Here is a 440-nt window from a genome sequence, read left to right on the forward strand (position 1 = left end):
ACCCCGATGCGGAAGATGTTGTCACGCTCGCCTAAGAACTCGTCGATGTTGTCGAGCAGTTTGTAGGCCTGGATTTCATCTTTGAAGTAGTAGCGGTTGTAGTCGACGGTTTCCCCGCCTTGTGGGGTGTAGTTGGGGATGTTGGTAAACAACTCGCCTGCGTCGATGTGCAGGTTAATGCCGTGGTCGTTAAACAGGTCGACCATCTCTTTAAGCATCTGTGCCGATGGGCCAAGGTTGCGCTTGTCAGCGAAATCACAAGCGTCAACGTAGGTGTCTTCGCAGCCAAGGCTGCGGTATTCGGACGCCATCCAGTTCAGTTGCAAAAACAGATCCGGACGATTCACATCAGCCCCATAACCGGGAAGCGGTACTGCAGTGCCGTCAGACAAGATGACACCGTGTTGTTCCCATACGTCGGGAAGACCGTCACCATCAGA

Annotated in this window: 1 pseudogene; it reads right to left on the bottom strand. The window is 53.4% G+C overall.

Annotated features, from left to right (window positions below):
* Nucleotides 1-347, bottom strand: a pseudogene (locus HMPREF2734_RS01360) (hypothetical protein); the annotation flags it as partial.
* Nucleotides 348-440: the final 93 nt, after the last annotated feature.

Origin of the sequence: Corynebacterium sp. HMSC055D05, assembly GCF_001810365.1 — a bacterium.
Taxonomy (GTDB): domain Bacteria; phylum Actinomycetota; class Actinomycetes; order Mycobacteriales; family Mycobacteriaceae; genus Corynebacterium; species Corynebacterium coyleae.